Annotated in this window: 20 protein-coding genes; 4 read left to right on the top strand and 16 right to left on the bottom strand. The window is 75.0% G+C overall.

The window, feature by feature from the left end; genetic code table 11:
* Positions 1 to 63: 63 nt before the first annotated feature.
* Positions 64 to 1,317, bottom strand: coding sequence for an ROK family transcriptional regulator (locus Mco01_RS18800; protein WP_204058185.1), 1,254 nt, complete (start codon positions 1,315 to 1,317; stop codon positions 64 to 66).
* Positions 1,318 to 1,591: 274 nt separating this feature from the next.
* Here Mco01_RS18800 and Mco01_RS18795 point away from each other — a divergent pair, with 274 nt between their 5' ends.
* Positions 1,592 to 2,770 carry an ROK family transcriptional regulator gene (locus Mco01_RS18795; RefSeq protein WP_239103734.1) on the top strand — a complete coding sequence of 393 codons (1,179 nt, stop codon included), beginning with the start codon at positions 1,592 to 1,594 and terminating at the stop codon, positions 2,768 to 2,770.
* On the opposite strand, the gene Mco01_RS18790 is transcribed toward Mco01_RS18795, so the two are convergent.
* From Mco01_RS18790 to Mco01_RS18775, 4 genes are all read right to left on the bottom strand, one after another.
* Entirely contained in the window at positions 2,660 to 3,904 is a 1,245-nt protein-coding gene (locus Mco01_RS18790) for a DUF4037 domain-containing protein (protein ID WP_204058183.1), read from the bottom strand. The two genes, Mco01_RS18795 and Mco01_RS18790, sit on opposite strands and share 111 nt — an antisense overlap.
* 135 nt (positions 3,905 to 4,039) lie before the next feature.
* Positions 4,040 to 4,684 carry a hypothetical protein gene (locus Mco01_RS18785; RefSeq protein ID WP_204058182.1) on the bottom strand — a complete coding sequence of 215 codons (645 nt, stop codon included), beginning with the start codon at positions 4,682 to 4,684 and terminating at the stop codon, positions 4,040 to 4,042.
* A gap of 185 nt (positions 4,685 to 4,869) precedes the next feature.
* Positions 4,870 to 5,388: a hypothetical protein gene (locus Mco01_RS18780; protein ID WP_204058181.1), complete on the bottom strand. Its 519-nt coding sequence runs from the start codon at positions 5,386 to 5,388 to the stop codon at positions 4,870 to 4,872.
* 194 nt (positions 5,389 to 5,582) lie between these two features.
* A complete protein-coding gene (locus tag Mco01_RS18775; protein ID WP_204058180.1) occupies positions 5,583 to 7,277 on the bottom strand; it encodes an IlvD/Edd family dehydratase in 1,695 nt (564 codons plus the stop codon).
* Between the two features lie 85 nt (positions 7,278 to 7,362).
* Between Mco01_RS18775 and Mco01_RS18770 the strand changes: the two genes are divergently transcribed.
* The 3 genes from Mco01_RS18770 to Mco01_RS18760 are packed head-to-tail and all read left to right on the top strand — an operon-like array spanning position 7,363 to position 9,970.
* The gene (locus Mco01_RS18770) at positions 7,363 to 8,103 is read left to right on the top strand and encodes an IclR family transcriptional regulator (RefSeq protein ID WP_239103730.1); all 741 of its coding nucleotides are present in this window, start codon (positions 7,363 to 7,365) and stop codon (positions 8,101 to 8,103) included.
* Positions 8,100 to 8,951, top strand: a complete 852-nt coding sequence (locus tag Mco01_RS18765; RefSeq protein WP_204058178.1) for an SMP-30/gluconolactonase/LRE family protein — start codon at positions 8,100 to 8,102, stop codon at positions 8,949 to 8,951. The genes Mco01_RS18770 and Mco01_RS18765 overlap by 4 nt, the downstream gene beginning before the upstream one ends.
* Positions 8,948 to 9,970, top strand: a complete 1,023-nt coding sequence (locus tag Mco01_RS18760) for a zinc-dependent alcohol dehydrogenase (protein ID WP_204058177.1) — start codon at positions 8,948 to 8,950, stop codon at positions 9,968 to 9,970. Before Mco01_RS18765 ends, Mco01_RS18760 begins: the two co-directional genes overlap by 4 nt.
* Here Mco01_RS18760 and Mco01_RS18755 read toward each other — a convergent pair.
* The 11 genes from Mco01_RS18755 to Mco01_RS18705 form a co-directional block, all read right to left on the bottom strand.
* Positions 9,945 to 10,367, bottom strand: a complete 423-nt coding sequence (locus Mco01_RS18755; protein WP_204058176.1) for a DUF3147 family protein — start codon at positions 10,365 to 10,367, stop codon at positions 9,945 to 9,947. The genes Mco01_RS18760 and Mco01_RS18755 overlap by 26 nt on opposite strands.
* Positions 10,364 to 10,762: a hypothetical protein gene (locus Mco01_RS18750; RefSeq protein ID WP_204058175.1), complete on the bottom strand. Its 399-nt coding sequence runs from the start codon at positions 10,760 to 10,762 to the stop codon at positions 10,364 to 10,366. The genes Mco01_RS18755 and Mco01_RS18750 overlap by 4 nt, the downstream gene beginning before the upstream one ends.
* 131 nt (positions 10,763 to 10,893) lie before the next feature.
* Complete coding sequence (locus tag Mco01_RS18745; protein ID WP_204058174.1) at positions 10,894 to 12,441, bottom strand: helix-turn-helix domain-containing protein; 1,548 nt, start codon at positions 12,439 to 12,441, stop codon at positions 10,894 to 10,896.
* On the bottom strand, positions 12,438 to 13,505 hold the full coding sequence (locus Mco01_RS18740; RefSeq protein WP_204058173.1) for a DUF917 domain-containing protein: 1,068 nt from the start codon (positions 13,503 to 13,505) through the stop codon (positions 12,438 to 12,440). The genes Mco01_RS18745 and Mco01_RS18740 overlap by 4 nt, the downstream gene beginning before the upstream one ends.
* 4 nt (positions 13,506 to 13,509) lie before the next feature.
* On the bottom strand, positions 13,510 to 14,613 hold the full coding sequence (locus tag Mco01_RS18735) for an S-methyl thiohydantoin desulfurase family protein (protein ID WP_036333291.1): 1,104 nt from the start codon (positions 14,611 to 14,613) through the stop codon (positions 13,510 to 13,512).
* Positions 14,610 to 15,698, bottom strand: a complete 1,089-nt coding sequence (locus Mco01_RS18730; RefSeq protein WP_204058172.1) for an S-methyl thiohydantoin desulfurase family protein — start codon at positions 15,696 to 15,698, stop codon at positions 14,610 to 14,612. The genes Mco01_RS18735 and Mco01_RS18730 overlap by 4 nt, the downstream gene beginning before the upstream one ends.
* Positions 15,691 to 17,250: a hydantoinase/oxoprolinase N-terminal domain-containing protein gene (locus Mco01_RS18725; RefSeq protein ID WP_204058171.1), complete on the bottom strand. Its 1,560-nt coding sequence runs from the start codon at positions 17,248 to 17,250 to the stop codon at positions 15,691 to 15,693. The genes Mco01_RS18730 and Mco01_RS18725 overlap by 8 nt, the downstream gene beginning before the upstream one ends.
* A 62-nt stretch (positions 17,251 to 17,312) precedes the next feature.
* Complete coding sequence (locus Mco01_RS18720) at positions 17,313 to 18,656, bottom strand: purine-cytosine permease family protein (RefSeq protein ID WP_204058170.1); 1,344 nt, start codon at positions 18,654 to 18,656, stop codon at positions 17,313 to 17,315.
* Between the two features lie 167 nt (positions 18,657 to 18,823).
* Positions 18,824 to 20,212 carry a M1 family metallopeptidase gene (locus Mco01_RS18715; protein WP_204058169.1) on the bottom strand — a complete coding sequence of 463 codons (1,389 nt, stop codon included), beginning with the start codon at positions 20,210 to 20,212 and terminating at the stop codon, positions 18,824 to 18,826.
* 69 nt (positions 20,213 to 20,281) lie between these two features.
* Positions 20,282 to 21,016 carry a BPL-N domain-containing protein gene (locus Mco01_RS18710; protein WP_204058168.1) on the bottom strand — a complete coding sequence of 245 codons (735 nt, stop codon included), beginning with the start codon at positions 21,014 to 21,016 and terminating at the stop codon, positions 20,282 to 20,284.
* Between the two features lie 30 nt (positions 21,017 to 21,046).
* Positions 21,047 to 25,081 carry a Pls/PosA family non-ribosomal peptide synthetase gene (locus Mco01_RS18705; protein WP_204058167.1) on the bottom strand — a complete coding sequence of 1,345 codons (4,035 nt, stop codon included), beginning with the start codon at positions 25,079 to 25,081 and terminating at the stop codon, positions 21,047 to 21,049.
* Between the last annotated feature and the right edge of the window lie 59 nt (positions 25,082 to 25,140).

The following is a 25,140-nucleotide window of genomic DNA, read 5'->3' as shown; positions in this document are numbered from 1 at the left end:
GATCGGTTGCCGAAGGACCGTACGTCGATCACGGAAGGGGGGTCAACGATCCCGCTGAAGCGTTCAGGAGGTCGTCGGAGTGAGGGTGCGGCGCCGTCGAGTGCCGGCCCGCGCGCGCGTCTCCGCGAGCACGTCGAGAGGGTCGGCGAGGAGCTTGGCGAAGCCGAGCTCGGCGGCGCCGGCCAGGGTCACGTCGTCCCCGAGGGCCGAGACGCGGAGCCGTACCCTCTCCCGGGAGGCCACCAGCACGTTGGCCTCCACTCGGCTGAGCACCTGGGCCGCGGAGCCCGGGTACACCTCGCGCAGCATCCCGCCGAAGACCACCATGCCGGGGTTGAACAGGTTGATGAGGTTGGCCACCCCGATGCCCAGCCAGTCGCCGATCCGGTGCAGGGCCTCCCGCGCCGCCGGGTCGCCGCGCTCGGCGGCCTCCACCACGGCCCGCACGCCCTCCCGGCCGGACAGGTCGCCGGAGCGGCCGGCGGCGTCGATCAGGGCCCGCTCGCCGACCTCCGCCTCCAGGCATCCCCGGGAGCCGCATTCGCAGGGCCGCCCGTCGTATGGGTTCACCATCATGTGCCCGAGCTCGCACCCGTAGCCGCCGTCGCCGTCCAGCAGCTTGCCGCCGACGATGATCCCGCCGCCCACGCCGACGTCGCCGTGCAGGTAGACCAGGTTCTGGACGCCGATGCCCACCCCGCGCTGGTGCTCGGCCAGCGCGCCCAGGTGGGCCTCGTTGCCGACCGGCACCGGCAGCCCGAGCCCCAGCCGCCGGCCGAGCTCGGTGCCGAACGCCTGGTCCACCCAGCCCATGTTCGGCCCGTACCGCACCGTGCCGTCGGCGGGGCGGATCATCCCGCAGTAGGCGGCGCCCACCCCGACGCAGAGCGAGCCGGGACGCGTGCGGCGCAGCAGGTCGTGGCCGAAGCCGGCGAGCACGCCGACCACGTCCTCCAGGTCGGCCCCCGCCCGCTGCCGGACGGCCTCCCTGCGGTCGAGGACCACGCCGCCCAGCCCCACCCGCGCGGCCACCAGCCGGTCCACCCGCACGTCGAAGGCCAGCACGTGGAACCGGCCCGGCTCCGGGCGGACCACCAGAGACGGCCGGCCCGCCCTGCCGGTGTCGCGGGGAAGCTCCTCGCGCACCAGTCCCGCCGAGGTGAGCTCGGCGGTCAGCGCCAGGATCGTGCTGCGGTTGAGGCCCATCCGGTCGGCCAGCTCGGAGCGGGAGACGGCGCCCGCCAGATGCACGTGGCGCAGCAGCGCGCCGAGATTGCGCTGGCGGATCTCCTCCTGGGATCGACCGGCTCTCGTCATCTGGGTGTTCCTGACGACTCGGGGGCTGTCATCGTCGTGGGCGGCTGGGGGCGGACGGAGCGTCCGCGCCCGCCCGTGAGCGCCGGAGCGGACCCCGTCACACGATCGAGGTTACCAATCGCGGACCGCCGGAGCGCCTCTCCTGGACGTCACGGGCGCGGACCTCGCCCAACTTTGTCCTCCCGAAGAAGGAAGTACGGCCCGGAGAGTATAAAGTTGCCACGCAGATCTTCCCCTGTCCGAAGAACCCGAGATGGAGGGCGGCGTGAGGCGGATGACGGCTCGCCCGGAGAACGTGCACCAGGCACGCATCCTCCGTCTGCTGCGCACCGACGGCCCGCGTTCGCGCGCCGAGCTCGGGGACGTCGTCGCGCTGTCCCGCTCCAAGATCGCCCTCGAGCTCGACCGGCTGGCGGCGCTGGGCCTGGTGCGGTCCGACGGGTTCGCGGCCTCGCGCGGCGGGCGGCGCTCGGAGATCGTGCGTCTCGCCGCGAACCTGCGGTTCCTCGGTGTGGACATCGGCGCCACCTCCGTCGACGTCGCCGTGACGAACGGTGAGCTGGAGGTGCTGGGCCACCTGTCCCGGCCCGCGGACGTGCGGGACGGACCGACCGCGGTGCTCGACCAGGTGCTGGAGATGGTCGCCAAGCTCCGCGCCGACGGCGTGGTCACCGAGGTCCACGGAGCCGGGATCGGCGTCCCGGGGCCGGTGAGCCTCCGCGACGGGACGCCCATCGCTCCCCCGATCATGCCGGGCTGGGACCGCTATCCCGTGCGGGAGGCGATGAGCCAGGAGCTCGGCTGCCCCGTGCTCGTGAACAACGACGTGAACATGATGGCCCTCGGGGAGCTGCACGCCGGGCTCGCGCGGTCGGCGGAGGACTTCCTGCTCGTGAAGATCGGTACGGGCATCGGGTGCGGCATCATCGTCCGCGGCGAGATCTACAGCGGCGTCTCCGGCAGCGCGGGCGACATCGGCCACATCAGGGTGGACGACCACGGCCCGGTCTGCGCGTGCGGCAACTCCGGCTGCCTGGAGGCGTACTTCGGAGGCGCGGCCCTGGCCCGGGACGCGCTGGCCGCCGCCCGCTCCGGCCGTTCGCCGTTCCTCGCGGAGCGGCTCGCCGAGAAGAGCGCGCTGACCGCCGAGGACGTGGGCGCGGCGGCCGCCGCGGGCGACGCCCACGCCGTGGGGATGGTCCGCGAGGGCGGCAGGAAGGTCGGGACGGTGCTCGCCGGTCTCGTGAACTTCTTCAACCCCGGGCTCGTGGTCATCTCCGGAGGGGTGGCCGGGCTCGGCCACGCGCTGCTCGCGGAGATCCGCAGCGTCGTCTACCAGCGGTCACTGCCGCTCGCCACCGGCAACCTGCCCATCGTCCTGTCCGACCTGGGCGGGACGGCCGGGGTGATCGGCGCCGCGCGCCTGGTCAGCGACCACGTCTTCTCCGCTTGACCGTGGGTCCCGCACGGGCGCGGAGCGCCGGAGCAGCGCGTCCACGGCCGCCCGGACGGGCTCCCGCCGTCCGAGGACGTCCGTGCTGTCGGCCCACTGGTCCACGCTCCCGGTCAGCGGCAGGCCGCGAAGAGCGGGATCGGTGAGTGTCGTGGCGAGCGCGTGGGCGAACCGCTCGGCGTGCAGCACCCGGAACGGCCTGCCGTGGTACGGCCGGCAGGCCGGGTCGACCGGCTCGGCGAGTCCCGACCGGTTCTGCAGCGCGGCCACGGTCTCGTAGGCGTCGCACAGGTGCCGCTCGCGCTCGGGATGGCGGGCGGCCGTGACGGCTCCACGCAGTGACGGCGTCAGCGCCCCGGCCACCGGCAACCGCGCGAAGGCGCTGCCCAGCCACTTGCCGTACGGCGCGTACCGCCGGCCGAGAAGCAGGCACAGCCGCATCAGGTCGCGCGCCAACCGCCCGGTGACCAGCGCGGCCCCGAGGTCGTCACCCACCTCCGCGCACCGCCCGGCGAACGCCTCCTCCTGGGAGATCCGCTGCCACTGGCAGGCCAGCAGGTACCGCCACACCTGGTCGGGATACCACGCCAGCCGCCGCCGTACGGCCGTGAGGGAGCCGGGCCCGTCGTGGAACACCGCCCCGGCCGTGACCTCGGCGAGGTTCTGCTGCGGGGTCGCCAGCCAGTCACGGGTGGCCGGTTCCGCGCGAACGGGGTCGAACCCGAGCCGGGCCGTCAGCCAGCCGCCGAGATCGGTGACCGTGACGCGGTGGTCGACGGGGCCCTCCGTCGGCTCCATGTGCGCGACGGGGCTGCCCGGATCGGGCCGGCGGAAGTGCGTGGGCCATCCCCGCACCTGCTTCGGCAGGCGCTCGGCCAGCAGCCGCGACACGCCGGCCCCGTGCTCGGCGGCCGCCTCCGGCGCGAGGAACACCTCCAGCCGCGGGCCCCAGTCGTGGTCGGTGGACCGCGCCGTGTCGAACCCCAGCACCTCCGACCCCGGGCCGAGCCTCGCGGCCGCGTACGGCAGCCTCGGGTACTCCTCGGCCAGGATCGGCCGCACCGCCTGCTCGTACAGGATCCGGGACAGTTCGAGCCCCGGAAGGAACTCGGGGGTCGGCGCCTCGGTCGTCATGCGCCCACACTGCTCGACGCGGCCGCGACGGGCCACCGAATATCGGGACCGCCACCGTCCCGGCCGGGGCGGGCCGGACCCCGGTGCGGGGCGCGCGCCACGGCGCGGCCCGCACCGGGGCGCAGGTCGGTCGGATCAGAGCTGGCCGCTCTCGATCGCCTGCTTGAGGGCCGCCTGCGTCTGCTGGTGCGAGGCCACGCCGTTGGCGACGACGAAGTCGATCAGCGACGTGTCCGCCTCGAACGTGAGGCGCTCGGTGACCCGGGTACTCCCGCCGGCCAGGCACTCGAAGACGATCTTCTGGTGCGTGACGACGTTCGGCTCCGACCAGGTGTCGGTCTCGTAGAAGTAGCCCTTGTCGTTGATGCGCTGCTGCGCGTGGGTCTTCAGGTTGACGACGGTCCCCTCGTAGGGCACGTCCTCCAGCGCGGTGAAGTTGATGTACCGCACGTTATGGTCGACCCACTGCTGGTGCGTGACGACCCGCGTGAGGAACGCGGCCCGGCCGATGTGGTGGTTGATGTCGGAGTAGGCGGCGAACACGTGCCCAATGGGCGACGCGATCTCCACGGAGATGCTGGACGTGACCCGGCTGCGGCCCGAGCCCGGCGCGGGCGGGGGCGTGGTGGTGGCGAAGTGGTAGGTGTCCCAGGCCGTCTGCCACTCGGCGGCGATCTGGGCGTCGCTCTCGCCGGTGTCGGCACGGGCCGGGAGGGTGAGGGCGGGGAGGAGGACGGCGGCGGCGAGCACCGCCGCGAGTGACCGGAGGAGATTCTTCACATGTACCTCGAGAAGAGATCAGTAGATGCAACTGATCTTCTATCGCACATGACCTCCGAAACTCGACCCTCCGCTCACGAAAGTGTCCGGCCGTCATGTCCGGCGCGCCCGGCCCCGGACCGCGCGAGGCGGGGGACCTGCGGCGACGCCGGTCGCGGCGGCCGGACACGGCTCCGGGCCACCGGTCAGGCCACGGAGTGGGTCACCGTCCCGGTGTAGGTGCCCAGGCCGACCGCCAGCGGGACCGCGACAGTGAGCGTGGGGCTCCACGTCGCCTGGCTGTTGCCGGTGCCGCCGGTGTAGGTCATGGCGACGCGCTGGGCGGACAGGTTCCCCGGCACGCCGGGCGTGAGCGTGCCGTTGCCGACGACGAGCGTGCCCGACCCGGGCGTGTACGTGGCGGCGGACGCGGGGATCGTGTCGGTCGGGCCGACGAAGGCCGTGGACGAGACCTGGGCGGTCCAGTCCGCGGTGGGCGTGCCTCCTCGGGCGTCGGTGACGGTCACCGCGCCGAGCGGGCCGCTGACGGTGTTGCCCGCCGTCGTGCTGCCCAGGCTCACCGGGCCGGCCGGCGCCGTGATGGTCAACGCTCCCGAGGTGACCGTGAAGGTCACCGTGGTGTCGGCCGCGCCGGCGGGCAGGCCGCCCAGGACCGCCGGCGCGAGCGCGGCCACCGTCACCAGGACGAGCTGCTTGAGTCGCATGTGTCCATCCCCGTAAACCATGACGTGCCGTACGACACGTCGGTGATCAAGTGATTCCAGCTGATCACCTACGCTACGTGCTCAAAAGGACACCGAACGCGTTGGACACGCCCCTGCCGTCCGGTTGACCGCAAAAAGGAACAGCGCGGATGCCAGCGACAATCGCCCCGTTCGACTCCCTCAGAGGCGAGGAGTCAGTGCGACTCCCGGGACACCTCGTGGCCGCTGGAGCCCACCAGGAAGTCGAGGTCGGCGCCCTGGTCGGCCTGCAGGACGTGGTCGACGTAAAGGCGCTCCCACCCGCGCGCGGGGGCGGCGAAGCCGGTGGTGACGGGCTCCCGACGGGCCAGCTCACTGGCGGGGACGTCGACGTCGAGCCTGCGGGCGGGGACGTCGAGCACGACCGGGTCGCCCGTGCGCAGCAGCGCGAGCGGCCCGCCGACCGCCGCCTCCGGCGCGGCGTGCAGCACGACCGTGCCGTACGCCGTGCCGCTCATCCGGGCGTCGCTGATGCGCACCATGTCGCGCACTCCCTTGGCCAGCAGCTTGGCGGGCAGCGGGAGGTTGCCGACCTCGGGCATGCCCGGGTAGCCGCGGGGGCCGCAGCCGCGCAGGACCAGCACGCTGGTCTCGTCGGCGTCCACCGTGTCGAGCCGGGCCCGCAGGTCCTCGACGCTGTCGAAGACGATGGCCCTCCCCCGGTGGCGCAGCAGTCCGGGCGAGGCGGCCGCGGGCTTGATGACCGCACCGCGGGGCGCCAGGTTGCCGCGCAGGACGGCGATGCCCGCGTCGTCCAGCAGGGGGGACGCGCGGCGGCGGATGACCGTCTCGTCCCAGATCTCCGCGTCTCCCAGGTGGTCGACGAGCGGCCTGCCCGTCACCGTGACGGCGCCGGGGTCGAGCAGGTCGGCGACCTCCTTGAGCACCGCGAGCAGGCCGCCCGCGCGGTGGAGGTCGTCCATCAGGTGCCGTCCCGCGGGCTGCAGGTCCACCAGCAGCGGCACCCCGGCGCCCGTCCGGTCGAAGTCGTCGAGCGTGAGGTCGACGCCGAGGCGCCCCGCGACGGCCAGGAGGTGCACGACCGCGTTCGTCGAGCCGCCCACGGCCGCCAGCGTGACGACGGCGTTCAGGAACGCCCCGCGGGTCATGACCTGCGACGGCGTGCGGCCCTCGCGGACGAGGTCCACCGCGAGCCTGCCCGAGTCGTGGGCCCGCTCCAGGAGCCGGCTGTCCGGCGCCGGCGTGCCCGCCGTGCCGGGGAGGGTCATGCCCAGGGCCTCGGCCATGCAGGCCATCGTCGACGCCGTGCCCATCGTGTTGCAGTGGCCCTTGCTGCGGATCATCGCGGACTCGGAGGCCAGGAACGCCTCCTGGGACAGCGTCCCGGCCCGCACCTCCTCGCTGAGCCGCCACACGTCGGTGCCGCAACCGAGCGGCACGCCGCGGAAGTGGCCGGTCAGCATGGGGCCGCCAGGGACCACCACGGCCGGCAGGTCGACCGAGGCCGCGGCCATCAGCAGCGCCGGGATCGTCTTGTCGCAGCCGCCGAGCAGGACCAGCCCGTCGATCGGGTTGGCGCGGAACATCTCCTCCGCCGCCATGGCGGCGAGGTTGCGCCACAGCATCGCGGTCGGGCGGACGTTGGTCTCGCCGAGCGACAGCGACGGCAGGTTCAGCGGGACGCCGCCCGCCTCCCACACGCCCTGCTTGACGCTCTGCGCCACCTCGTCGAGGTGCATGTTGCACGGGGTGAGGTCGGAGGCGGTGTTGGCGATCGCGATGTGCGGCTTGCCACCCTCGAAGGCCTCGCGCGGCAGGCCGCGGCGCATCCAGGCCCGGTGGATGTAGGCGTTGCGGTCGGTACCCCCGTACCACTGCGAGCTGCGCATGGCCTTCTTCCAGTTGCCGGAAAAGGGATCTAATATCCGGAATGTGATCGACTCTAGCCCGGAAGCGACGCGAGGAGAAGACCGAGTGGTCGGCTCCGACCGCGTCCTCCTGGTGCTCCGGGTGCTGGCCGAGCACCCCCGGGGCATGGGGCTGGAGGAGATGGCGGAGGCGGTCGGCTCCGCCAAGCCCACCGTCCACCGGGCGCTGGCCGCCCTGCGCCGCGCCGGGTTCGCCGTGCAGGACGGGCGCGGGCGCTACCTGCTGGGCGACGAGTTCCTCCGGCTCGCCTTCACCCATCACGAGGCCCGGCCCGACCACGTCAGGGTCAGGCCCGCCCTGGAACGGCTGGCCGCGACGTTCGGGGAGACCGCGCACTACGCCGTGCTCGACGGGCGCGAGGTGGTCTACCGCGCCAAGGTCGACCCGCCCTCGGGGCCGGTCAGGCTCACCTCGACCGTGGGCGGGCGCAACCCGGCCCACTCGACCGCCGTCGGGAAGCTGCTGCTGGCGTACGCGCTGCCCGACGACGCCGCCGTGGGCGCGTGGGTCGCCGGGGGCGCCCCGCCGGCCCGCCGTACGGACCGGACCCTGGTCACCGCGGACGAGATCGCCGCCGAGCTGGCCGTGATCCGGCGGGAGGGCCACGCCGTCGACGACCAGGAGAACGAGGAGGGCGTCGCCTGCCTGGCCGTGCCCGCCTACCTCACCTCGTCGCGCACTCCCAGCGGCGCGGTCAGCGTGAGCGCGCTCGCCTACCGCACGCCGGCGGCCACGCTGCTGGCGGCCCTGCCCACCGTCCACGCCATCGTCGCGGAGAGCCGATGATCGCCGAATCCCTGTCGACCGAGCGGTACGAACTGGCCGAGGGGCCCGTGTGGGACCCGCTCGCGGAGCGCCTGCTCTGGGTGGACATCCCGACGGGCCGGGTGCTGGAGGGCCGGTGGCGGGACGGGGGCCTCCGCGTCGAGCGCACCCACACGCTCCCGGGCACCGTGGGCGCGGCCGTGCCCGGCGCCGACGGCTCGATCGCGGTCGCGGCCCGGTACGGCTTCGCCGTCATCGGCCCGGAGGTGACGATGGGGCCGAGGGTGCTGCCGGAGGGGGCGGCCAGCCGTTTCAACGACGGCAAGTGCGATCCCGCGGGCCGGTTCCTGGCGGGCAGCATGGCCCTGGACGACCGGACGGGCGAGGAGCGGCTCTACCGGCTGGAGCCCGACGGCACGGCCCTCGTGGTGGCCGTCGGGCTGACCCTCTCCAACGGCCTGGGCTGGTCGCCCGACGGGGGGACGATGTACCACGTCGACAGCGTCCCCGGCGTCGTGTGGGCGCGGCCATACGACGTGGAGACCGGGCGCGTCGGCCCCGGCACTGTGCTCACGACCGTGACCGGCGGGCTGCCCGACGGCCTGGCGGTGGACGCCGGGGGCGACCTGTGGCTCGCCGTGCACGGCGCCGGCGAGGTGCGGCGCATCTCCCCCACCGGGCGGCCGCTCGGCACGGTGCGCGTGCCCGCCCCGAAGACCACCAGCGTCGCCTTCGCCGGGACCACCCTGGTCGTCACGACGGCCGGGGACGGCCTGTTCGCCGTCGAGGCCGGGATCGGCGGCGTCCCCGCCACCCCGTGGGCCCCCCTCGGCCCGGTCCGCGCGGACGGCTGGCGGGCGGTCCCGTGAGGGCGCTGGTGCTGACCGGCCCCCGGCGGGCCGAGGTGCTGGACGTCGACCCCCCCGCCGCCGGGCCCGGGCAGGTCGTGGTCGCCGTGGAGCGGGTCGGCCTGTGCGGCACCGACGTGGAGTTCTTCACCGGTGAGATGGCCTACCTCCACCAGGGCCACGCCGCCTACCCGCTGCGGCCCGGCCACGAGTGGTGCGGCACGGTCGCCGAGATCGGCGAGGGCGTCGACCCCGCCTGGCTCGGGCGCCGGGTCACCGGGGACACCATGCTCGGCTGCGGCGCGTGCCCCCGCTGCCTGCGCGGCCGCCAACACGTCTGCGAGGAGCGGCACGAGGTGGGCATCCGCCGCGGGTGGGCCGGCGCCCTGGCCGAGCGGCTGCTCGTGCCCGCCGCCTCGCTCCACCCGCTGCCGGACGAGGTGAGCGCCGCCGCGGGCGCCCTCGTCGAGCCCGGCGGCAACGCACTGCGGGCCGTACGGGCGGCCGGGGCCGGTCCCGGTGTCCGGGTGGCCGTGTGGGGCCCCGGCACGATCGGGCTGCTGTCGGCCGCCTTCGCGGCGTCCGCCGGGGCGGAGGTCCACCTCGTCGGACCCTCGGCCGGCGCGCTCGCCTTCCCCCGCCTGCTGGGGCACCGGAACGTCTGGACCGCCGACGACCTGCCCGATCTCCCGTTCGACGCGATCATCGACGCCACCAACGCGGCGGACGTGCCGGCCCGCGCGCTCGACCTGGTCGAGCCCGGCGGGCGGGTCGTCTACATCGGCCTGGCCGGGCGGCCGAGCCTCGTCGACACCCGGACGCTGGCGCTCAAGGACGTGACCGCGGTCGGCGTCCTCAGCGGGTCGGCGGGGCTGCGCGGCGCCGTCGAGCACTACGCCCGCGGCGCCGTCGACCCCGAGCCGCTGGTCGCCGCCACCGTGGGCCTCGACCAGGCGGGCGACGTGCTCGCCGGGTGGCGCCCGCCGGGGGCGGGGCCGGGTCCCAAGATCCACGTCATGACCGGGGACGGCCTGCCCTGACGAGCCGGGCGGCGGCGTACAGGCCCAGAGAGACGGCCCCCCAGGCGAGGGCCGCGGCCGTCAGCGAGGCCCAGAGCGGCCACACCCCGGCCGTGAGCCCGACGACGACGGCGAACGCGACCAGGCCGAGGGCGCCGAGGGTGGCGCCCCGGATCTCGTCGTCGGCCTCGCGCACGCCCTCCTCCTTCGCCACGAGCGTGACGCTGGCCAGCAGGATCGCCGGGAACGCGAGGAAGAGCCCGCCCGCGCGCGGACCGGCCACGATGGACACCGCGGCGGCGAGCGCCGACACGCCCGCGCCGAAGGCGAAGCGGATCGCCCAGTCCCGCTTCGGCGGCCGCCGCAGCTCGCCGGGCCGCAGCCGGACCCGGTCGTCGTCCCCGCCGGACGCGGTCACGGCTCCCATCCCGACGGAGTCCGCACGCCCGGGCGGTGCGAGTGCGCCTCGGACGGCGCGAGGCCGTACCCGGCGGCCGCCACCGCGCCCCAGACGGTGAGGGCGGCCAGCGCTCCCCGCCAGGCGCCCCAGCGCCGCACCAGCGGCACGGCGGCCACGCAGTAGAGGGCGAAGCCAGCCGCGCCGATCCACATGCCGTGGGCCGAGGCGAGGACGTCCCCGACGCCGGTGAAGCCCGCGGTGACGATGAGGCTGGCCAGGGCCACCGAGGGCGCCGCGGAGAACACCCCGGCGAGCCGCTTCGGCGACAGCGTCTCGGCCAGCGCGGCGAACGCCAGCACGAACGCCCCGCCCACCAGGGCCTTCAGCACGACCTCGACGATCCTGCTCCCCATTGCGCCTCCGGCTCCCGGTCCTCCCCACGCTGGCGGCCCACCGCGATCAGGTGGAAACAACGTTGATCCCCGCCCGGCCCGTCCCGGAAACGCGGTCACAGGCCGGGTGGCAGTCCAGGTCACGGCCCGGGTCACAGGCCGGGGTCGCGGTCCAGGGTGACCCGGCAGGCCAGGTGCAGCGCGAGCCTGTCGTCCGGGTTGTTCAGGTCCACGGTGAGGAGCTCCTCGATCCGGCGCAGCCGCGCGGCGACCGTGTTGCGGTGGACGCCGAGGACCGCGGCCGTGTCGGCGGCCGAGCCGCCCGCGTCCAGGTAGGCGGCGAGCGTGGCGACCAGCTCGCCCGGCTGTGCCTCCAGGGGGCTGAGCAGCCGGGTGGCGGTGGGCACGAAAGTCTCCGTGCTGGCCCAGGCGACGAGGAGCTGGGCCAGCCCGAGCCGGTCGATGTGGACCAGGCGCCCGGTCTGCGGGCGGCCGCGGGCGAGCCTCGCGGCGTCCCACGCCTCGGCGAGGCTGCGGGTCAGCCCGCCCGCGTCCGGGTAGCCGCGGCCGACGCCGATGGCGCAGTCGAACCGAGTCGCCAGGCGGCGGCGGATCCTCTGCAGCGCGGCGAGCAGGTCGCGGCTGGCGTCCTGGCCGGGCTCGGCGCGCGTCGTCGTCCAGGCCGACCAGCCGTCGCCGCGTTCCACCAGCGCGGCCTCGACCCGCTCCGCGGCCATGGCGGCGGCCACCGCGTCGGTGTGCTGCAGCAGGTCGACCTGCCCGAGGACGGCGAGGTGGAACGCCACGTGCCAGCCGTCCAGGCGCCAGCCGACCTCGGCCGCCCGCTGCCGGGCCGTCTCGCCGCCGCCCAGCCTCCCCTCCAGCAGGTCGCCGAACATGCCGGCGCGCAGGCGGGCGTCGCGCTCCAGCACCCCCCGGCGGGTGGCCTGCCAGCGCTGGACGGCGAGCGTCCCGGCCTGCAGCACGTCGCGCGCGCAGCGGGCCCAGGCCGCCGGCGCGTTCCCGAGCGCGACGGCCAGCCAGAGGTCGACGGTCCCGCCCGCCATGCCCGGGACCGGTACGGCGACCGTCGTCCGGCCGTTCCCGGTGAGGATCTGGGCCGCCCCGGCGTACGGGTCGAAGTCGGGCGGCGGGCCGACCGGGACGGTGATCGGCGTGCCGTCGGGCCCGAAGACGGCCACGGGCCGGTCCAGGATCGCGGTGAGGGTCCGCGCGACCTCCTGTGGGCTCAGCAGGCCACGGGTGAGGGCGCGGTGCGCGCGGCGCAGGTGTTCGGCCGCCTGGACGGCCGGGGCGTGCACGAACGCGGCGGCCGTGCCCGCCCAGCGCAGCGGCGCGGCCCCGATGCCGAGGACGGGCAGGCGCAGGTGCCGGGCCAGCCGGCGGCTGCCGTCCAGCATCGTCTCGCCGCCCTCGGGGGCGGGCACGGCGAGGGCGGCCGCGCGCCGGTCGTGGAGCCGCCGGATGACGGCGTCGAGCCGCCAGCTGGTGAGGTATCCGGGCGGGATGGCGGGGCAGACGGCGATCTCGCCCTCCTCGACCTCGCCCGCCTCCGCCGGGTCGATCAGCGTCACGCCGGTGACGGGCCGGTCGAGGTCGTCCTCGCCGGACAGGGGCGCGGCGGCGGCGAGCGGCGGGTAGCCGAGCAGCTCCCGCAGCGTGGGGACGGCGCCGGTCATCGCTCCGCCTCCGGCCGGATCGGGTCGGTGTCCAGCCCGAACGCGCGCGGGGCGACCGCGTCCACGACCTCGGGCCGCCACCAGAACGCGGGCCCGGGCAGGTGGAGGGCGACGACCTCGGCCCCGCCGCGTACCGTGTCGCACGGCACGGGCAGCCCGGTGGCCCGGTCGAGGACGCACAGGATGTCCGGCGTGGACACGGCGGGCCGCCCGTCGACGAGGGCGAGGAGGTACTCGTTCTCCATCTCCAGCCGCACGAGGACGCCGTCGCGGTCGGCGCGGACGATCACCGAGCCGCGCCCGAAGCCGACGCCGGAGCGGTGCCGGACGACCTCGACGACCCGCCCGGTGACCAGGACCCGGGCGCCGAGGGACGCGGCGACCTCGTACGGGTCGGCGTCCCGGGTCCAGGCCGCGTGGCGGGCCCCCAGGTCCAGCGCGCGGCTGAGCGAGCCCGTGATGGCGAGGCGGTCGAGGAGCTCGACGGGCAGCGGGCGCAGCACGATGGCGGCCCAGCCGCCGAACTCGGTGAGCGCCGACCGGACGATCCGCTCGGTCGCCCGGGGGGACAGGCCGTCCAGGACGAGGAGCCGGCCGGTGGCGTCGCCGATGGCCAGCGGGGTGAGCGGCTCGCCGAGGGCGGCCACCGACATCTGGTCGAGCCGCGGCAGCGCGCGGCCCTGCAGGTCCGCGTCGATCACCGGGAGGCCCAGCTCGGCGGCGGCGACGAACGCCACGACCCCGTTGACGCCGCCCGCCTCGATGGAGACGAGCCCGGCGGGGCGGGTCCTGGTCCGGTCCTCGATCGCCGCGAGGACGGGCGCCCACTCCCCGCCGGAGGGCAGCCTCTCGGTGAACGCCGACACCGCGCCCACGATCCCCACCGGCACGACGTGGCCGCCCGGCAGCTCCTCGTGGCCCAGCAGCGGGATGCGGTCGCCCGCGAGGCTCCGGCGCAGCAGGCGGGCGGCCGCGTCGGTCTGCCCGCCGCCGCCCGAGCCCAGCAGCGCCGTCCCGCGCGCGAGGTGGTCGACGTCGGGTTCTCCCAGGTGGCGCACCGGCATGCCTTCAGAGTGGCACGAGATCCTCCACGGGCTGGAACTCCATGTCGAGTCCGAACGCGCGCGGCCCGAACACGCCGAGGGCCTCCGGGCTGCGCATCAGGTCCGGGGTGCTGATGCCCACCACGACGGCCCGCTGCCCGTACCGCAGTCCCTCGGTGGTGATGGGCTCCCCGGTGTCGGCCTCCAGCACGCAGATCAGGTCGGGGACCACGCACCGCACCTCACCACCGGCCCGGGCGACCAGGTGCTCGTTCTGGAAGGTCAGCTCCAGCGTCCGCGGCCCGTCGAACGCGGCGATCGTGGCGTGCCCGCGGGCGAAGCCGGCCTCGGTCCGCCGCTCGACGTCCACGACCTTGCCCCGGAACAGCACCCGGACCTTGTCGTAGAGGGTCCCGGCCATCGTGTCCGCGAGCGCCTCCACCGGGTCGCGGTGGTTCTCGCGCGCGGCGCGCAGGGCCCGGCCGATCCGCAGGCCGAGCCCGAGGGTGCGCGGGACCGCGGTGCGCCTGACGTCCGCGCCGCTCATCGCGTACTCGGCGATGTGCGCGACCCCGCCGAGCCGCACGGCGATCCCGCGCGCGAGCCACTCCATGCGCCGGTTGTCGGCGCCGGTGTCGATGATGACGGTCTCGCCGTTCTCGCCGCCGACGGCCAGCGGGGAGCCGGGCACGCCGTACACGGAGAAGGTCTCCATCTGGAGCTCGGGGAAGGCGCGGCCCATGCCGTCCGCGTCGACCACGGGCAGCCCGGTCCGGGCGGCGACCAGGAGCGGGATCATCGAGTTGATCCCGCCGCACTCGATGGGCATGGTGGCGTCCGCTCTGCGGCCCAGGTGGTCCTCCAGCGCCCGGAGCGCCGCCACCGCCTCGTCACCCCGCGGGATCTTCTCCACCATCACCGTCGGCGCGCCCATCTGCGCCGTCGGGATGACGAAGTCGTCGTCGCGGAGGTCGTCGGGGTCGAGGACGGTGATCGTGCCGGGGCCGTGGCGGAGCGCCTGGTCGACGAGCAGCCGCCCGATGTACGGGTCGCCCCCGCCGCCGGTGCCCAGCAGGGCCGCGCCCCGGGCGAGGTCGGCCAGGTCGCCGCGGTCCAGGGTGTAGCTCATGCGACGGTCCCGGCGCCGAGGCGGACGGTGCCGTGGTCGTAGCCGAAGTACCGCGGCCCCACCAGCTCCAGCCCTTCCGGAGTGTGCCAGCGCGGGTCGCAGGGGGCGGCGATCACCCGCACCCGCTGGCCGTACCGGAGGGTCTCGGTGGTGATGGCCGTGCCCGCCTCGGCCTCCAGCACGCAGATCAGGTCGGGGACGGTGGCGACCACCTCGCCGTCCCTCACCGCGACCAGGTGCTCGTTCTGGAACCGCAGCAGGAGGCGCTCCCCGGTCCGGTCGCCCAGGCCCTCGACTGTCGCCTCGCCGCGGGCGAAGCCGCCCTCGGTCCTCCGGACGACGTCCACGACCTTGCCGGTGAACAGCTCGACCCCGCCCAGCCGGCCGGTGACGGCCGCGACCGGGTCGCGGTGGGCCGCCCGGGCCTCCCGCACGAGCCGGCCCAGCTCGGCCGAGAGCGAGAGCGTCCCGGGGACGAGCGCCTCGCGCGCCTGGGCCCCGGACATCGGGAGGAGACTGATCATCGCGGAGCAGCCCATGTCGATCGTGGCGGACCTGGCCAGCCGTTCCGCCCAGTGGTTGTCCACGGTGTCGAAGATGCCGCTGTTGCCCTTCTCGTCGGCGATCGACATCGGCGTGGCCCCGATGCCGTACAACGTGGGGACGACCATCTGCAGCTCGGGGAAGGCGCGGCCCATGCCGTCCGCGTCGATCACCGGGAGCCCCAGCTCGGCGGCGGCGACGAGCGGCACCAGGGCGTTCACCCCGCCGGCCTCGGCGCACACGAGGTGGGTGGGCGTCCTGCCCAGGTACGCGGCGAGCGCCCGCACCGCGAGCGCGGCCTGCTCGGCCGACGGCACCTTCTCGACCATGACGGTCGGGGCGCCCATCATGGCGACCACGACGGCGACGGCGTCGTCGGGGACGGTGTCCAGCGGGACCAGGCGGGCCGGGCCGCCGGCGCGGACGGCCGCGCCCGCGAGCAGCCGCCCGATGTGGGGGTCGCCGCCGCCGCCCGTGCCGAGGATGGCGGCGCCGGCCGCGATGTCGTCCAGGTCGGCCTCGGTGATCAGCAGCTCAGCCACGGACGGCCTCCATCTGGAGGTCGCCGACGGCCTTGACCCGGATGCGGGTGGCGTTGCCCGGCAGGTAGGCGAGCGGCACCTCGTCGACCTCGACGACCCGCACGCTGCCCGGCTTCGCGCCGGAGGCGACCGCCCGGTCCACGGCCTCCTGTTTGGCCTCGTCCAGCACGCTCTGCCGCTGACCCGGCTCGACCGGGAAGATCCGGTCGACCTCGCCGCCGATCTGCGCGATGGCGGCGCCGATCGCGTTGGCGACAGCGAAGTGCTCGGGGCGGTGGACCTGGCCCGAGTCGCCGATCTCGTCGGGGAGCAGGATCGACCCGCCGCCGACCGCGACGACCGGCAGCGGCTCGGGAGAGGTGCGGATGCGTTCGATGGCGTCGCCGATGTCGCGGGCGATCCGGGCCAGCGCGGCCTGCGCCAGCGACCGGTCGAGATCCCGTACGGCGCCGGGGTCGCCGATGGCGGCGCGGCCGGCGGCCACCGCCACGTCGGTCGCGGTGAGCGTGGCCCCGCCGAACACGAGGGCCTCCTCGGCCAGGCGGTACCCGACCGAGTCGGGCCCGACCGTGACGGCGCCGGCGTCGCCCCGTACCCGGCTGCCGCCGCCGATGCCGAGGCTCAGCACGTCGGGCATCCGGAAGTTGGTGCGGATCCCGGCGACGCTGACCTCCGTGGTCGCCTCGCGCGGGAAGCCGTGCCGCAGCACCCCGATGTCGCTGGTCGTGCCGCCCACGTCGACCACGGCGCAGGTCTCCAGGCCCGACAGGAAGGCCGCGCCGCGCATGGAGTTGGTCGGCCCGGAGGCGAAGGTCGCGACCGGGTAGCGGCGGGCGAAGTCGACGTCCATCAGCGTGCCGTCGTTCTGGCTCAGGTAGAGGGGGGCGCGGATGCCCGCCCCCTCCAGGGAGTCCGCCAGGCCGTCGACGATCTGGCCGGCCAGCTCGCGCAGCGAGGCGTTGATGATGGTGGCGTTCTCCCGCTCCAGCAGTCCCATGCGGCCGACCTCGGACGACAGCGAGACGGCCAGGCCGGGCAGCTGCGCGGTCAGGATGTCGGCCGCGCGCTGCTCGAACTCGGCGTTCACCGGGGAGAAGACACTGGAGATGGCGACGCTGCGCACGCCGTGCCTGTCCAGCTCCTCGGCGACCCGCTGGATCTCGTCCTCGCGCAGGTCGGCGATGCGGCGCCCGTCGAACTCGTGGCCGCCGTGACACAGGTACGCCCGCCCCGCGATAGCTTCCACCAGCCGCTCCGGCCAGTCGACCATCGGGGGCAGCGACGCCGTGGCGGGCAGGCCCAGACGCACGGCCGCCGTCGGCGCCAGCCTGTCGGCCTCGACCAGGGCGTTGATGAAGTGGGTCGTGCCGATCATCACCGCGTTCACGGCGGCCGGGTCGAAGGCCCGCTGCCGTTGCAGCCCCGCGAGCGCGGCGGTGATCCCGCCGGTCACGTCGCGGGTGGTCGCGGTCTTGACCGCGGCCAGGACGCTCTGCCCGTCCATGAGCACGGCGTCGGTGTTGGTGCCGCCGACGTCGATTCCGATCCTCATGCGAGTCCCTTCGTGCGTGCCGGTCGCCTCACCGGCGTGGACGTCCTTCCATGGCCGGACCTCTACGCGGCTGTGTGCGCGGAGGCGCCCACCTGCTCGCCGCCGGCCGACGTGGGGGCGGTGCCGTACCCCCGGACCAGGCCGATCCGGCCCGCGACCGCGTACAGGACGAAGGCGGCGACCAGCGAGTTGATGCTGGGCAGGCCCCATGTGACGAACTTGCCGATCAGGCTCGCCGCGAGCCAGATCACCAGCGTCGCCGGCACCCAGCGGGGCGACTGCGGCGGCACCGACCCGGCGGCCTTCGTGGCGTCCAGGTCCGGGCGCCAGGTGCGGACGACGAAGTACTCGGCGATCATGATGCCCGCGATCGGCGGGAACGCGACCCCGAGCAGGATGAGGAAGTCGGTGAAGCTGTCGAGGATGCCGGCCGCGGCCAGCACGCTGCCGACGACCCCGACGAACAGGGTGACCAGCGCGCGGTTGACCTTCCGGCCGAAGACCGTGCCGACGAAGTTCACCAGGCCGAGGCCGGAGGAGTACAGGTTCCAGTCGTTGATCTTCAACGTGCCGACGACGATGACCAGCACGCCCACCCAGCCGACGCTGGACGTGACGATCGTGATGATGTTCGCCGACTTCACGGCGTGCGCGAGCAGCACGCCGATCAGGCCGATCACGTACTCCCCCAGCGTGATGCCGAGCAGGGTCTGCTTGACCACGTCGGCCGCCGACCGGTTGAAGCGCGTCATGTCCGGGGTGATCACCGCCCCCACGATGAACCCGCCCGCGACCAGCGTCGTCCCCTCCAGCAGCGACAGGGCCGGACCCGCCGGCGCCGTGGCCGCCAGCTCCGTCAGGGAGTGGCTCGACAGCTCCGACCCGACCGACCAGGCGACCAGCAGGACGAACGCCGGCACGGTGAGGTAGGCCGTCCAGGCCATCGAGTGGAAGCCCTTGACGACGATGCCGGTGACCGCGAGCCCGAACAGCAGCGACCACAGCCACACCGGCAGCGCCGGGATCAGCTCGTGCAGACCCTGCGCCGACACCGCCGACTGGATGCCGAACCAGCCGACCAGGCTGATCCCGATGGCCAGGCCGATGATCGCCGATCCGGCCTGGCCGAACCCGCACCACCGCGCCAGCGTGGAGGTCGACAGGCCCTCCCGCATGCCGATCACGCCCAGCGCGATCGCCACGAGTTCGAGGATGACCGCGCCCAGCGTGATCGCCCAGAAGGCGTTCCAGAAGCTCATCCCGAAGCCGAGGGTGGCGCCGAGCAGGAACTGGCTGAGGGCGGAGATCTGACCGAAGCGCTGGACCGCCACCGACACCCAGGAGTATCGGGCGCGGGCGGGGACCCGGGATATCGCGTAGTCGTCGGTGCCGAGGGAAGGAGCCATGGTTGCCTCCGAGGGGGGCGGACGATGCCTGGTGGCCAGACCCCACGCGCGTGTGGTGGATCCGAGGGTAGGAAACGGTCCCCGGCCCGTCATGGTGCGGACGGCACGGCCGGACGCCTCCGGCCGTGCATCCCGCACACCCGGCTCACACCCGGATCACACCTGGCTCACGCCTGGGGCTTGCCCGTCCGGTAGAGCCAGGCGTCGAAGAAGGCCCCGAGGTCCCGCCCCGAGAGCCGCTCCGCCAGCCCGACGAAGTCGGCGGTGGTCACCAGGCCGTACCGGTGCTCCTGGGTCCAGGTTCTGATCAGGCGGAAGAACACCGGGTCGCCGACCTTCTCACGGAGGGCGTGCAGGGTCATCGCCCCGCGCACGTAGACGGCGTTCTCGTCGAACATGCCCCGGCGGCCGGGATCGCCCGTCCTCAACTTCCAGAAGCCGCCGCTACGCGCGCTGTACCTGTCGAAGATCTGCCGCGCGGACGGGCCGCCGTGCTGCTCCTGGTACAGCCACTCGGCGTACGTGGCGAATCCCTCGTTGAGCCAGATGTCCCGCCAGTTCCGCACGCCGACGCTGTCGCCGAACCACTGGTGGGCCAGCTCGTGCACGATCTCCAGGTCGTCGGTGGGACCGCCGCTGTAGACGGGCCTGCCCTGCGTCTCCAGCGCGGTCTCGTTGCCGTAGCCGTCCGCGATCCCGCCGGTCGAGGAGAACGGGTACGGGCCGAAGAGCCCGGCCTCCCATTGGACCGCCTTGGCGGTCATGTCATGGAGGTCCTTCGCCTTGCCGGCCAGAGAGGGATCGAAGGCGGTGATGTTCGGCATGCCGGCGACGGTCCCCTCGCTGACCGTGAAGCGGCCGATCGCGACCATCGCAAGGTACGGCGCCATCGGGTGCGTCATCTCCCAGCGGGTGGTGGCGTAGCCGTCCCCGGGCGCGGTGACGCCGTCGGCCGCCCGCTCCCCGTTCGCGAGCACGGCCAGGTCGTCGGGCGCCGTCACCTGGATGCTGAACGTGGCCTTGTCCGCCGGGCTGTCGTTGGCCGGGAACCAGCTCCGGGCCCCGTCGGGCTGAGAGGCGACGAACGCGCCGTCCCTCGTGTCGATCCAGCCCTGGTGGCCGACGTCGTCCTTGACCGCCTTCGGCCTCCCCGCGTACGAGACGGCGACCGTGAACCTGCTGCCCGCCGGCAGCCCCCGCGCGGGGGTGACGACCAGCTCCTGGCCCTCGCGCCGGTAGCCGGCCCGGGCGCCGTTCACCTCCACCCGGCTGATCGCGGGCCCGGAGAAGTCGAGGTCGAAGTGGGACAGGTTCTGGGTGGCGGTCGCCGTGATCGTCGTCCGCGCGGTGAGCCTGTGACCGGCCGGGTCGAAGCGCAGCTTCAGGTCGTAGTGGCCGACGTCGTACCCGCCGTTCCCCGCCAACGGGAAGTAGGGATCGCCGAGCCCCGCCGCTCCGGGAGTGAAGGTGGTCTGCCCCGCGTGCGCGGGAACCGCCAGGGACGCGATCACCGTGAGACCGGCGACGAGCGCCACCACGGGAGCTTTACGCAGCATTCGCCCATATTGCGGGAATTGTAGAGATAACCGGTAATTCGTCCCCTTCTGTCGCGTATGTCCCAGTTGTCACGGCGTCATGACGGCGTCCACGAGGTCGAGGCCGAGGTCGTGCGTGTGCTGGACGGGCAGGTGGGCGTCGGTGAACCAGTCGTCGGTCGCCTCGGGGTGCGGCCCCACGACGGCGACGCGGCCCTGGCCGAAGGGGGCGGCGAGGGCGGCGATCGTCCCGTTGGTGTAGGTGGCGAGCACCCGCACCCCCGGGCCCGGACGCGCGTCGAGCACGAAGTGGGGGCCGTCCTGGAAGAACACGGTGCGCGTCCGGTCCCGCCAGCGCACCTCGACCAGGCGGTCCTCCTCGTCGTGGACGGTGGCGCCGGGCGAGGCGATGTACTGGTCGGTGTCCCCGGGCAGCAGGGCGAAACCGGGGGTGGCCCCCGCGAGGTAGCCGCCGAGGCAGAACCCGAGGTAGCGGCCGCCGCCGGCGACGTACTCGCGGATCTCGTCGCGGTGCCGTCTGAGCCGCCGGTAGGCGCGGGACAGGCCCCCGCCGCCCGGCTGGGCGTACAGCGCGGCCCCGGCCAGCGTCTCCGCCGAGAGCGGCAGGTCCTCGTACGGGCCGGTGTAGCGGACGTCGAATCCCCACGGGGCCGCCGACAGCAGCGCCGCGACCGCCTCGGGGCAGCCGGGAACCGAGCCCGGGCCCCGGTAGACGAGCGCCAGCGGACGGCCCGGCCTCCGGCGCGGCGGCTGCGCCGGGCGGAGCGCGCGCCGCAGCGCGCCCAGGATCCTCTGTGGTCTCATCGCGTGCCTCACCAGGTCGTCCATGGAGTGTCAGGGGTCGGGCCCGGTGACGACGGCCTGGGCCGGGATGCCGCGCCAGCTCGTGCCGGGGGCGAGGTGCTCGCCCTTCATCAGGAGCGACAGGGCGCCCAGCGAGACGCCCTCGTCGACCACGGAGTCGTACAGCACCACGGTCCGCGCGCCGACGGTGGCGCCGTCCCGGACGGTGACGGCGGACATCTTCATCACACGGTCCTCGAACAGGTGGGTCTGCAGGGACGCGCCCACCCCGATCGCGGCGTCGTCGCCCACCTCCACCAGGTCGAACTCGGTGAGGTACGTGGTGCCGACGCAGGTTCGCCTGCCGATGCGCGCGCCGAACCACCGCAGGACGGGTGGCAGGAACGGGGTCCCCGTGAGAATCCCCACCCCGGCCGGGACCGCGGCCGCCTCGTAGAGCCCGGTGACGAACTCCGTGCGCCGGACGTACCGGCTCCACAGCGGCTCGACCCGCGGCTCGTACCTGCCGATCAGGACCCGCTTGGCGGCGGCGCAGCACCCGATCACGGCGAGCCCGAGGGCGAGCGCGACGAAAGGCGACGCGAGCACGACCACCGGCAGGGCGGATCCGAGGGCGAGCCCGAGAACGGCGAGGAGGTAGAGGTAGAACGCGCCGCCGAGCAGGGTCGCGGGGAGGGTGGCGCGGAAGAACTCGACGCCCAGCCGGTGCGCCACCAGCCCCCGGCTCGGCCGGTACGTCGTCTCCTGTGGGAAGGGGCCGCTCGCCTGCCGCCGGGGCAGGCGGATCGCGGGCGAGCCCAGCCAGGAGGTGCCCTCCGGCACCCCCTCCGCAGGCGGGACCGTGCCGACCCCGAGCAGCGAGCCCGGTCCCGTCCGCGTCCCGGCCGGCAGGACCGCCGCGTTGCCCACGAAGGCGCGCCGGCCCACCTCGGTCGGCAGCAGCGCCACCCGGCCGGCCGCGAATCCGGCGGCCCCGACGCTGGCCATGTCGGCGACGAAGCTCTCCTCGTGCAGCGTGAGCAGGTCGGGGTCGATCTGGGCGGCCGTGGACACCTCGACGCGCCGGCCGACCCGGGCGCCGAGCAGCCGCAGCCACGGCATCGCGTACAGGGTGCCGTAGAGCGAATTGGTCCAGGCGAGGCTGGCCGCGAGCAGCTTGTCCACGGCCCACTTGCGCACGCCCAGGCCGGAGCGGACCGGGTGGACGCCGGCCGGCGCCCGCCGCAGGACCAGCCGCTTGCCCCCGGCGACCACGGCGCAGACCCCGGCCACGAAGAGCGGACCGGCCACGGGCAGCGTGGCCAGGCCTGCCAGGACTCCTCTGGTCAGCAGGGCGTACCAGACGAGCGCGGCGCCGGGCGCCGCCGCGACCAGCCCGCAGACCTCCAGGCACAGGAGGCCGAGCGCGGCCGCGGCCGGCTCGCGCGCCCGCCAGCCGGCCGCGCCGGTCCCGGCGCCCAGCATGGCGTCCACGGCGGGGCCGAGGGAGGCGACGGGGCTCGCCGGCGACCCGGCCCAGCGCGCTCCCTCGGGCACGGCCTCGCCCTGGCCGAGCGCCGACTGGTCCCCGAGCCCGGCCCCCGCCCCGACGCGGGCGCCCGGCTCCAGGGCCGCGCCGGCCCCGACGAAGGCGCGCGGCCCGACCTCGACCGGCGCGACGATCACCCAGCCGTCCGCGACCCGCCAGCCGTGCAGCGAGGCCCGGTAGCCGACCGAGGCGCCCTCCCCCACGCGGACCAGCGTGGGCGGGCCGATGTCCGCGGTGGCGATCGTGGTGCCCGGGCCGATCCGCGCGCCGAGCAGCCGCAGGTACGGCCCCATCATCGGGGAGCCGCTGAGCACCCCCAGCGGGCTGAGCGACAGCAGCAGGTTGAGCGTCCACAGCCGCAGGTAGGTCACGCCCCACAGGGGGTGACGTCCCGGCCGGACGCCGGCCGCCAGCGGCCGCGCCGCCACGACCGGCAGGAGCCAGCGGACGCCGAGATAGCCGGCGACGGCGGCCTGCACGATCGGGATCAGCAGACCGGGGCCGAGAAGGCGGTCATGGGGCGCCGCGCCGCCCGCCGGGGGCCTCCCACCGCGGTCGCCCACCCACCGGTACAGCAGGCAGGACATCGGCAGCGTGACCAGGAGCAGCAGCAGGTAGATCGCCGCGGCCTGGGCCGCGCCGGCGGCGGCGACGCGCCGGGACGGGTGCCGTACGGGCTCGGGACGGGGGACGACGGCCGTCCCCGGCGTCTGCGCGCCCTGCGGGGACGCGCGCAGGTGCGCGGCGAGGCGGCGCACGGTCGGGTTGGCGTACAGGTCGCGGACGGCGAGGCGCGCTCCGACGTCCCGGGCGCGGAGCAGCGACACCACGCGGGCCGCGAGGAGCGAGTGGCCGCCGAGGTCGGTGAAGAAGTCCGCCTCGACCGACACCGACGCGGGCTCGACGCCGAACTCCTCGGCCCACGCCGCCCGCACCCGCTCCTCGAGCGCGTCCCGCGGCGGGACGGCCGGCCCCGAGCCCGGGAGCCGGCGCCCGGACGGCGGCGGCAGCCGCGAGCGGTCCACCTTGCCGCTCGGCATGGCCGGCAGCGCCGCCACGACGTCCAGGAACGACGGCACCATGTACGCGGGCAGGGCGCGCCGCAGCCGGTCGCGCAGCCGCCCGGCGAGCGCCGCCCCGTCGCCGTCCCGCCCGTTCCCGTTCTCTCCACCGGGGGCGGGCACCACGTACGCGGCCAGCTCGGCGGGCCGGCCATCGCCGTCGGGCGCGAGCGCGGCCGCGGCCGCCGCGACCCCAGGCTCCTCCAGCAGCACGCCCTCGACCTCGCCCAGGTCCACCCGGTGTCCCCGGACCTTGACCTCGGCGTCGGCGCGGCCCAGGTACTCGATCTCCCCGTCCGCCGTCGTCCTCCCGAGATCGCCCGTCCGGTACAGCCGGCCTCCGCCGGCCAGAGGATGGTCGATGAACCGCTCGGCGGTCAGGTCGGGGCGCCCGACGTAGCCCCGGGCCACGCCGGGGCCGCCGACGCAGATCTCCCCCACCTCGCCGTCCGGCACCGGGCGGCGGCGCTCGTCCAGCAGCACCACCGAGTACGTCGGCAGCGGCCTGCCGATGGTCACCGGACGGCCGGGCAGCAGCTCCGCCCAGGTCGCGGTGACCGTGGCCTCGGTCGGCCCGTAGGTGTTGAGGATGCGGCGCCCGGGCCGGCTCCACCGCTCCACCAGCGGCGCGGGGCACGGCTCGCCCCCGACCAGGACGGTCCGTACGGCGGGGAGGTCCCGGGGGATCGTCGCGAGCAGCGTGGGCACGCAGTACAGGACCGTGACGCCCCGGTCGTCGAGGAAGTCCGCCAGCTCGGCGCCGAGCCGCTGGGAGCCGGACGGGCCGGCGACGAGCGTGGCGCCGACCGCCCACGTCGGCCAGATCTCCTCGATCGAGAAGTCGAAGGAGATCGTCATGCCCTGGTACACCCGGTCGTCGGGCCGTACGTCGTACAGCCCGGGCACGACGTCGAGGAAGTTGCGGATGCTCGACTGGGCCACCTCCACGCCCTTGGGCCGTCCGCTCGACCCGGAGGTGTACATCACGTACGCGGCCGGATCGTCCTCCCGGCCGTCCCCGGGCGGCTCAGGAGGGGGGCGGGTCGGCGGCGCGGCGGCCAGCGCGGCCCCGCACCGGCTCACGTCGAGCACCGGCCGCCCGCCCGCCGCCGCGTCCGGCGTCGTCTCCGCGACGGTGAGCACGAGGTCCGCGCCGGCGTCGCGGAGGATGTAGGCGACGCGGTCCGGCGGCGACGCCGGATCGATCGGCACGAACGCGCCGCCCGCCTTGCCCACCGCGAGCAACGCCACGTAGGTGTCCAGCGACCTCGGCAGCAGGATCGCGACCCGCGACCCGGCGCCGGTCCCGCGCCCGCGCATCACGTGCGCCAGCCGGTTCGCGCGTTCGTCCAGCTCGGCGTAGGTGAACGCGCCCTGGTCGCACTCCAGCGCGGTCGCGTACGGCGTCCGGTCGCCGGCGGCTTCGAAGACGTGGTGGAGCCGCCCGGCCGCCGGCCGGCCCGGAGCGCCGGCCATCCGCTCTGGTCGCGATGCACACCCCGGCATGATCACCCTTTGGTCGCTCGCGGACCGCC

Origin of the sequence: Microbispora corallina (assembly GCF_016863035.1) — a bacterium.
GTDB classification, from domain to species: domain Bacteria; phylum Actinomycetota; class Actinomycetes; order Streptosporangiales; family Streptosporangiaceae; genus Microbispora; species Microbispora corallina.
Note: the sequence above shows the minus strand (reverse complement) of the source record. Positions and strands in the feature narration are given on the sequence as shown.